This window comes from Phormidium pseudopriestleyi FRX01 (assembly GCF_017313335.1).
In the GTDB taxonomy this organism is placed as follows: Bacteria; Cyanobacteriota; Cyanobacteriia; order Cyanobacteriales; family Laspinemataceae; genus Laspinema; species Laspinema pseudopriestleyi.
The window spans coordinates 1-9,112 of the sequence record NZ_JAFLQW010000489.1 but is presented as its reverse complement, the minus strand read 5'-3'; the positions used below and the strand labels follow the sequence as shown (position 1 = coordinate 9,112).

The window sequence follows — 9,112 nt, the reverse complement described above, 5'->3', positions numbered from 1 at the left end:
GGCAAATTGAGGCGGATTTGGTGTATCTGCAACAAGGGGAACGGCTGTTAGATACGGCAATTAATACGATTCGCGGTTTGGTGGAAATTGACCAGGCGGAACGCGATCGCATTCTGGAAAACCAAATCCAAATTATCGGGTGGGGAATTGCGGTGGGGGCGATCGCCGCATCTACCTCAGCGTTAATCTTTCAACAAGAACCCATAACCTTTCCCTGGCAAGCATACCACGGCGATCGCCCCCATCCGTTTATTCTTGCCTTGCTGCTGAGTTTCGCCTTTGCTGGTTTAGCGTCACTCCTGGCGATCGCGTTGATTAAGTTCAGGAAAAAGAGGCGATCGGCTTAACGCAAGAAACCGGGTTTCTCGCATATAGCTCCGTTGCCTCTGCATCCCCTGTCCTCCTGGCCCTTGACTCAACTCTTCATTTCGTTCAGTCTTTACTAAACTGTCAAAACTTTGCTACAATTGTGAGTAAAGCAATTAATCTGGGGCAGGTATGTCCAGAATAGATAAAGAGGCGCAACAGTTCAAACTGTTGCGCTTTGTGGAAGAAGTGGGTCTGTTGTTTGAATTGAGCGGGATGCCGAGGATGGCGGGACGAATTCTCGGGTGGTTGTTGATTGCAGACCCCCCGCATCAGTCCCTCACTCAAGTGGCGGAAGCGTTACAGGCTTCTAAAGGGTCGATTAGTACGATGTCTCGCTTGTTGATTCAAGCGGGGATTGTCGATCGCGTCAGTTTACCCGGCGATCGCCGAGATTATTTTTGTATCAAATTGGATGCCTGGACCGAATTAATTCAACAAAAAACCGCCCAAATTAAAGCCATTCGGCAGATAGCTGAACGGGGACTAGAGTTACTAGAAGGAGAACCGGACCAACGTCGGCAACGACTGGAGGAAATGCGAGATTTTCACACCTTTTTTGAAAGAGAACTGCCTCGGTTGAGCCAACGCTGGGAAAGTGAACGACACAGTAAGCTCAGACGGTCCCAATTTAAAACCTTATAACCAATCTCTCTATAACCCCTATGGGTCTCAGTTTTAAACCATTATGAATACCGGCACCTCTCCATCGGATAACAGGAGTACGCCAATGCAACGGCCATCAAGTATAGAACCCGTTACCGAGGCTCAAAATAACAATAAAAAACCCCATCTACCTCCCCCTAAACCGGATTTTAAACCGGAAGGGAAACGGGGGTACAAACGGGTGATCATTGCTGCGATCGCCGCTGGATTATTAGGCGTCGGCATCTTCGCCTATAAAACCTACCAAAACGCCCAACCGCGCACCGATGCGATCGCCGAAATTACCGTCCCAGTAGACACCCAAACCCTCACCGTCCGCATCCAAGCCAGTGGCACCGTCAGACCGATTCAGAGCGTCAACCTCTCCCCGAAAAGCACAGGCCGGATTGCTCAATTATACGTCGAACAAGGGGACCAACTAGAAGCCGGTGCCATCATCGCCCGCATGGAAAGTGAGGACGTAGAAGCGCAACGACTCCAAGCTCAGGCGCGATTAGAACAAGCTCAAGCCCGACTCGCTCAACTCCGCGCTGGAAACAGACCCCAGGAGATTGCCCAAGCACGCGCTAGACTCGCCCAAGCTGAAGCCCGACTCGACCAACTCCGCGCCGGAAATCGTCCCCAGGAGATACTCCAAGCTCGCGCTAGACTGGCTCAAGCTCAAGCGCGACTGGACCAACTGCGGGCCGGAAATCGCTCTCAGGAAGTGGCTCAAGCGCGAGCTAGACTGGCCCAAGCGGAAGCCCGACTCGCCCAACTGCGCGCCGGAAATCGCTCCCAGGAAGTGGCTCAAGCTCGGGCTAGACTGGCTCAAGCGCAAGCGCGGTTAGATGCACTGCGTTCGGGGAGTCGGCAAGATGAGATGGCTCAAGCTGAAACTCAAATTGAAGAAGCTCAGGCTACTTTGTCTCTGACGGCAGAACGAGTGCGCCGGAATCAGGAATTGGTGGATGAAGGGGCAATTTCTCGCGATCGCTTTGATGAAGTGGTCACCGAAAATCGTCGTGCTCAAACCAATTTAGAGCGATCGCAGCAACGGTTAGAGCAACTGATTCGCTCTCGGCAAGAAGCGATTATCGAAACTGAAGCTCAAGTCACCGAAGCCCGTCAAGCCTTAGAACTGCAAGCCAGTGGCGCTCGCCCGGAAGAAATTACCCGCGCCGAAGCCGAAGTTTCCGAAGCTCGTCTTGCCTTGGAAATGCAAGAAATCGGTGCTCGCCCGGAAGAAATCACCGGCGCTGAAGCGGAAGTGGCCGAAGCGCGTCAAGGGGTAGACATCCAAGAAAGTGGTGCTCGCCCGGAAGAAATCACCCGCGCCGAAGCGGAAGTGATGGAAGCGCGGCAAGCCTTATCGGTGCAAGAAAGCGGTGCCAGACCCGAAGAATTTCTGCGGGTGGAGGCGGAAGTGCGGGAAGCGCAAGCTCAAGTGAAAGCGGTAGAAGTCCAGGTGGAAGATACCATCATTCGCGCCCCCTTCAATGGTCAGATTACCCAGCGATATGCTACAGAAGGCTCATTTGTTGCCCCAACCACAGCGGCATCGAGTGCCGGAAGTGCTACATCGACCTCGATTGTGGCCCTGGCTAGAGGGTTAGAAATTTTAGCCCAAGTTCCAGAAGCGGATATCAGCCGAATTCGTTCGGGTCAACAGGTGGAGATTCAGGCGGATGCCTATCCTGATGAACAATTTCAAGGAAAGGTGAATTTAATTGCCCCCGAAGCGATTCGGCAACAGGATGTGACGTTGTTTGAGGTCCGGGTGGATTTGGAATCCGGGACCGATACGTTGCAATCGGGGATGAATGTGGATCTGACGTTTTTAGGGGACCAGTTGGATAATGCTTTGGTGGTTCCGACGGTGGCGATCGTCACCAACAAAGGCGAGACTGGGGTTTTGATTCCCAATGCTGAAGGGAAAGCGGAATTTCGGGCAGTGACGATTGGACCAACTTTGGGGAATCAAATTCAAATTTTGGAGGGGTTAAATCCGGGCGATCGGGTGTTTATTGGTCTTCCGGAAGGGCAGAATTTGGAGGATATTTTAAATTAATTCGTACTCTCGTTACTGAAGCCAGGTAACGAGAGTATGAGGTCATAAGTCAATCCCTATTTCCCTTATCTTCATACTCCTAAAACCATGAACTTCTTAGAAAGTGTAAAAATGGCATCCAAAACTCTGGTTGCTAATAAGATGCGAAGCAGTCTCACCATGCTAGGGATTATTATTGGTAATGCCTCGGTGATTGCCACGATTGGGATGGGTGAGGGTGCACAGAATTTTGTGGGTCAGCAGGTGGAATCTTTGGGGACGAATTTGTTATTTATTGTGCCGGGAAGTCCGAAGGCGCAAACTCGTCCGGTGAGTCCTCCTCAAACGTTGGTGTTGGCGGATGCGGAGGCGATCGCCTCTCAAGTTCCTTCAATCAAGGCGGTTGCACCCCAAATCACTGGGATGCAACGGATTACCTATGGCAATGCTAATCAATCCACAACGGTTGCGGGGGTGACGCCGGAGTTTTTGACGGTTCGTAGTTTTGATGTGGCTCAAGGTCGATTTATCACGGAGTTGGATTTGAGGCGCAATGAACAGGTGGTGGCATTGGGTGCGGATGTGGCGGAAACTTTATTTGGAAATACGGACCCGATTGGGCAACAAATCAGGATTAGAAATTTATCGTTTTCGGTGATTGGGGTGATGCAAGCAAAGGGGTCAACGTTTGGGCAAAATCAGGATGATGTGGTGTTGGTGCCGTTGACGACAATGGCGAATCGGATTACGGGGAATAGTTCACCTTATGGGACGCGAATTAATTTTATTTCGGTGTCGGTGGAGAATGAGGAAAGTATGAATGCGGCACAGTTCCAAATTGAGAATTTGCTGCGACTACGACATCAGATTATTGATGAAGATGATTTTACGGTTCGCAATCAGAAGGATTTGCAGGCAACGATGGGGGCAATTACGGGGGCGTTAACGTTGTTGTTAGCGGCGATCGCCAGTATTTCTCTGTTTGTGGGGGGAATTGGGATTATGAATATTATGTTGGTGTCGGTGACGGAACGGACGAAGGAAATTGGGTTAAGAAAGGCGATCGGTGCGTCTCAGCAGGATATTTTAATGCAGTTTGTGATTGAGGCGGTGATTTTATCTGTTGCTGGGGGTTTAGTCGGAGTATTTGTGGGAGTTGGGGGGATTTTTATGATTGGTAGTTTGACGCCGTTTGATGCGGGGATTTCTACGGGGGCGATCGCCTTAGCAACCGGAGTCTCGGGTGCAACGGGGTTATTCTTTGGAGTCATTCCGGCTAAAAAAGCAGCTAAACTAGATCCGATTGTCGCCTTGCGCGGTGCATAGAAACCGCTCAATATAGATATTTTCCCCGAGCAATTGTACGCGAATAACTGTGGGAACCGCTATAATAAATTTTGCTGTTTAATTTGAACGGCTAATTCATGAATCATCGGAATACAAACTGAATTCCCAATTTGTTTATAGCATTCTCCCATATTAGGATGCCTTTTGAAATTATCGGGAAATCCCATAATTCGATAACACTCATTCAGGGTTAATTTTCGCACGGCATTTTCTTCAGTAATATAAATAAAAAAGCGGCCTGATGTTTCCTGGGATGGTAAAGTTGGATGAACCCCTTTAACCGAATAAATCCGATTAGGTTGTCTATGAACTCTCGACAGATGTTCTGTATTAGGTCTAATCCCTGTTTTCCAAATATTTTTATTACGATATCCTACAAAAATTAAGCCTGAAGTTTGGGGTTTAGGATGTTCAATTAAGGTGTATTCGTCAGGCTTTAAATATTCAAACTGTCCTTCCCGATCTAAATATTCTTCAAGACTAGGAATAGGAAGTTGATTCTGGATTAAATCAAAATTAAATTTTTGATTTAAAGTACCAATAATAATAACCCGCTCTCGATTTTGGGGTAATTTGAAATTTTTAGAATTTAATAAATTATAAGTGACACAATATCCTAAATCTTCTAAAGAATAAAGGATTGTGTCTAATACTTTGCCCTGGTCTAAATGAAGCAGATGCTTAACATTTTCCAGAACAATAACTTGAGGTTTTTTGATTTCAATGATTTTGCATAAGTGAAAAAAGAGGGTTCCTCTGGTGTCCTTAAAGCCATTGCGTTTTCCGGATATACTAAAAGGCTGACAAGGAAAACCTGCTGTTAATACATCATGATTTGGGATATTTTGAATATCTAAAGTGGTAATGTCTTGTTCGGGTAAATCCCAAAAATTTTGATAATAAACTTTCTGGCACGCTTCATTAATTTCACAGGAGTAAACACAATGATAGCCTGCTTTTTCAAACGCCAGACGGAATCCTCCAATTCCGGCAAATAAATCAATAAATTTAATTGAATCAGTCACTAATCTTTAAATTGAATGGAATTGAATTTTAACCATTATAGAATATAAACTATAGAAATTGCAGCAGCGTGGGAGTTTGACGTCGTTTGATACTGCGAAAAAAGCCCCTAAACTTGATCCGACTCTTGCCTTATGGGGTGTCTTGGGCGTTTATTTTCTTCACAGGGGGTCTAGAAACTAAAAGCGATCGCCCTTTGTTTTTGGCAGCGATCGCTTGTTGATTGTTATTATCACAGGATGTTACGAGCTTTTGCTAACTAATCTCAAGCGTCCCCAAAAATCTACATAGCGCACATTGGAGTCCGCTGATACCCTTACTGAACCCATTCTCAATGCAGTTTGCTTTACAATTCTTAACTCTTCGGGATATCTCGGTTGGGGGTCGTTTTCCAACCAAATCGGGGGGACCATCATCGGGTCGTATGCAGCGATTGTATCGATGACTCCAGGCCGGTTCTTGAACTGTACCTGCTGTCCCGGGTGAAAAACGACCGCTTCTTCTTGTTCTAGGTCCTTGTCAAATCCAATTGTTACAGCAACCATAAATTTCTCCTTAATATCTTTGTATTTTTATTTAGATTAACCTTTTTTGTCAGGGTTTGGTAAAAAATACAAAAATTGTTACAAAATTGACAGAAAAATAAAAAATGCTCAAAATCGTCCTTTTGAATCTATCTCAAGATAGGTGTCAACGGCGAACCTCCCACCTCAAAACCGAGATTTATCAGGGTTGTAGCCCTTCAATGACCAAATTTCTTGGACATTTTCATGAGGATTGAGGGATCCATTGTACTAGAAAAGTATTGCTGCATCGTTGTTCTAGGGATTCTAACAAGACTCAGTTAGCAATAATCTGGAACAATTATTAAGGTTAGCAGGGGTTAAGTATAAATTCTTATTCCGTTAAAAATATCTGGGTTAACCCCTAAAAGTTCAGGGGATAAGTAAATAAACTTACTTTAAATAAAAATAAAGGAGGGACGCCTGCTTAATTGGTGTCCCTCCTATTCCAGTAGAAATCAAGTTAAATCCAGGGATTTTAGGCAGGCATTCTCTAAAGAGGCGATCGCCCCTAAATCAAGAACCCTTAGCGTTTCAGCCAGTCCCTGATTAAATCCAGCAAGCTGGAACCGCCAAACCAAACAGCTATCAAAATAGAAGCCGAAAGAATAAATCCCATCACACAAAGCACCAATCCAGCCAGGGTAATGACTCCATCATCATCGAGCAACCCAAAGCCGGTGACAAAAATACCGATCGCCGGTAAGGTATTGGTCCCGGGGATGGGAATCATCATCGAAACTGCCATCAGGGCGATCGCACTCCCAATGACGACCCGACCGGCTAAACTTTTGCAGATATAGGTCAAGCGGGGACGAGAGAACAACTCGATTTTTTCCAACCAGGGATTCCCGGCTTTTAAAATGCCTTGGACCTTCGACAAGGCGATCGGGTGATTCATCACCCGATTCGGCATCCAAGGACGTTTAGCACCAGCAATCAGCTGAACCGCCAACACAAATAACACCACTCCAAATGGAACCGAGTATCCTGGCGCAGGTACGGGCAAGGCTGAAGGTAACGCCAAGAATACAAACAAAAATCCAAAAATGCGTTCTCCAGCCAGCAGGATAATATCCGCTAAAATTACGCCTTCGGAACGTTCTTCTTCAAAAAAATAGCGATGCAATTCAACAGAAAGTCGAGCCACAGGGTTTAGGTGAAGGGCGAAATGAGGGAGATGGGGAGGATGGGGAAGATAGGGCGGATCGGGCAGATCAGGAAGAGGGATGGAATTTTTCCTGTCTTTTTAGGGAACTCCAAAAAATAAAATATCAATTGTAGGGTGGGCATTGCCCACCGAACAGAAGGTGGGCAATGCCCACCCTACTCCTTTAAAAACTGAATAGGAATGATTTATTTGTTGGAATACCCTTATTGCTTATCCTTGCCCTTTCATCCTTAATCTTCGGATGACATGACACTTCTTGAAGCCTTCTAGTCCCCCCCCTTGGCAAGGGGGGGTTAGGGGGGGTCTCTTCAGAATCTTGGAAGAGATCTATATCTTGCCCTTCCTCAAAAAAGACAACCCCGTAATTTTAAGTCCCAGAGGTCCAGGAATTGATGTATTGTACTTGAGCCGAAGTCAGGGTATCCATATTGATTCCCATTGCTTCGAGCTTCAGACGAGCAATTTCTTGGTCTACTTCTATGGGAATAGAGTGTAAACCGGGTTGCAACTTGCCTTTATTCTTGACTAAATATTCGCAAGCCATTGCTTGGTTGGCAAAGCTCATATCCATCACCGCGCTGGGGTGTCCTTCCGCTGCGGCGAGGTTAATCAAACGACCTTCTCCGAGGACGATGACAGACTTGCCAGACTTGAGGTGATATTGTTGGGTAAACGGACGCACGGTGCGAACTTCTGAGGCTTCTGCTCCCAGGGCCTTGAGGTCGATTTCAATATCGAAGTGACCGGAGTTGCAGACGATCGCCCCATCTTTCATCTGAGCGAAATGTTCACCGCGAATCACGTGCTTATTGCCGGTGACGGTAATAAAGATATCTCCCTGGGATGCCGCTTCTTCCATCGGCATAACGCGGAATCCGTCCATCGTGGCTTCTAGGGCCCGCACGGCGTTGATTTCCGTCACGATGACGTTGGCACCCATTCCCCGGGCGCGTAAGGCGGTGCCTTTGCCACACCAGCCATATCCAGCAACGACGATGCTTTTGCCAGCGAGTAAGATATTGGTGGCGCGGATAATGCCGTCTAGGGTGGATTGACCCGTCCCATAGCGGTTGTCAAAGAAATGTTTGGTTTCGGCATCATTGACGTTCATCGCTGGGAATGACAGTGCGCCATCTTTGAACATGGCGGCGAGGCGCACGATGCCGGTGGTTGTTTCTTCCGTGGTGCCAATGATATCGGCGAGTTGATTTTGGCGATGCTGTACCAAATGTACGGTGACATCGCTACCGTCATCGATGATGATGTTCGGTTTGTGATCTAGGGCGATTTCAACGTGACGGTTGTAGGTGGCGCTGTCTTCTCCCTTGATGGCGAAAACGGGAATTCCATAATCCACCACTAGACTGGCTGCTACGTCATCTTGAGTGCTCAGGGGGTTGCTGGCAATCAGGACCGCATCTGCACCACCGGCTTTTAAGGCAATGGCAAGATGGGCGGTTTCGGTGGTGACGTGGCAGCAGGCAGATAAGCGGATGCCAGCGAAGGGCTTTTCTTTGGCAAAGCGATCGCGGATCAGTTCCAGAACGGGCATTTCCCGTCCCGCCCATTCAATTCTCTGTTTGCCTAAGGGAGCCAGAGAAAGGTCTTTGACTTCGTGTTTGATCTGAGTGGTGGTTGCTGTCATCGAACGGGTTCCTAAAAATAACAAATTGCCATGACTTATCTACCTTACTCTATCGTTCCCTAGGCTGGGGAGGGCGATCGCCAGATTTGTTCTTCTGAGCTTCGGGTTGCGGTTCCTCGGGCGTTTCTACCTCATCCGGTGAGGAGTCTTTGGATTGACACTCCCGATGTCTAAAGACACGGGGATTCTTGCACAGCCTTAGACCAAAGCCTAAGTCTGATGGGCACTGCTCATTGTGCCTCTAATAAGTCCGCTCAAATTAGATTTGAACTTTCCCTTTACGTTTAGGTTACGAAGGATAT

The 9,112-nt window shown here is 47.3% G+C and carries 7 protein-coding genes and 1 pseudogene; 4 read left to right on the top strand and 4 right to left on the bottom strand.

Annotation, left to right across the window (positions count from 1 at the left end):
* The 4 genes and pseudogenes from J0895_RS18725 to J0895_RS18710 all read left to right on the top strand — a co-directional run.
* A pseudogene (locus J0895_RS18725) lies at positions 1-347 on the top strand (hypothetical protein); the annotation flags it as partial.
* A gap of 151 nt (positions 348-498) precedes the next feature.
* Positions 499-1,011 carry a GbsR/MarR family transcriptional regulator gene (locus tag J0895_RS18720; RefSeq protein WP_207089523.1) on the top strand — a complete coding sequence of 171 codons (513 nt, stop codon included), beginning with the start codon at positions 499-501 and terminating at the stop codon, positions 1,009-1,011.
* An 85-nt stretch (positions 1,012-1,096) separates the two neighbouring features.
* Positions 1,097-3,082 (top strand): efflux RND transporter periplasmic adaptor subunit, encoded by a 1,986-nt coding sequence (locus tag J0895_RS18715; protein WP_207089522.1) that lies wholly within the window; start codon positions 1,097-1,099, stop codon positions 3,080-3,082.
* 87 nt (positions 3,083-3,169) lie between these two features.
* Positions 3,170-4,387, top strand: coding sequence for an ABC transporter permease (locus tag J0895_RS18710; protein ID WP_207089521.1), 1,218 nt, complete (start codon positions 3,170-3,172; stop codon positions 4,385-4,387).
* A 59-nt stretch (positions 4,388-4,446) separates the two neighbouring features.
* On the opposite strand, the gene J0895_RS18705 is transcribed toward J0895_RS18710, so the two are convergent.
* The 4 genes from J0895_RS18705 to ahcY all read right to left on the bottom strand — a co-directional run bounded on the left by J0895_RS18705 (position 4,447) and on the right by ahcY (position 8,810).
* Positions 4,447-5,433 carry a DNA (cytosine-5-)-methyltransferase gene (locus tag J0895_RS18705; RefSeq protein ID WP_207089520.1) on the bottom strand — a complete coding sequence of 329 codons (987 nt, stop codon included), beginning with the start codon at positions 5,431-5,433 and terminating at the stop codon, positions 4,447-4,449.
* 240 nt (positions 5,434-5,673) lie between these two features.
* Complete coding sequence (locus J0895_RS18700) at positions 5,674-5,976, bottom strand: hypothetical protein (RefSeq protein ID WP_207089519.1); 303 nt, start codon at positions 5,974-5,976, stop codon at positions 5,674-5,676.
* Positions 5,977-6,520: 544 nt separating this feature from the next.
* Positions 6,521-7,144 carry an exopolysaccharide biosynthesis protein gene (locus J0895_RS18695; RefSeq protein ID WP_207089518.1) on the bottom strand — a complete coding sequence of 208 codons (624 nt, stop codon included), beginning with the start codon at positions 7,142-7,144 and terminating at the stop codon, positions 6,521-6,523.
* 388 nt (positions 7,145-7,532) lie between these two features.
* Positions 7,533-8,810: an adenosylhomocysteinase gene (gene ahcY / locus J0895_RS18690; protein ID WP_207089517.1), complete on the bottom strand. Its 1,278-nt coding sequence runs from the start codon at positions 8,808-8,810 to the stop codon at positions 7,533-7,535.
* Positions 8,811-9,112 lie beyond the last annotated feature (302 nt).

Excerpts from the sequence above, each read along its gene's own strand:
- J0895_RS18720 (WP_207089523.1), top strand. The coding sequence starts at position 499 with ATGTCCAGAATAGATAAAGAGGCGCAACAGTTCAAACTGTTGCGCTTT.
- J0895_RS18715 (WP_207089522.1), top strand. The coding sequence starts at position 1,097 with ATGCAACGGCCATCAAGTATAGAACCCGTTACCGAGGCTCAAAATAAC.
- J0895_RS18710 (WP_207089521.1), top strand. The coding sequence starts at position 3,170 with ATGAACTTCTTAGAAAGTGTAAAAATGGCATCCAAAACTCTGGTTGCT.
- J0895_RS18700 (WP_207089519.1), bottom strand. The coding sequence starts at position 5,976 with ATGGTTGCTGTAACAATTGGATTTGACAAGGACCTAGAACAAGAAGAA.
- ahcY (WP_207089517.1), bottom strand. The coding sequence starts at position 8,810 with ATGACAGCAACCACCACTCAGATCAAACACGAAGTCAAAGACCTTTCT.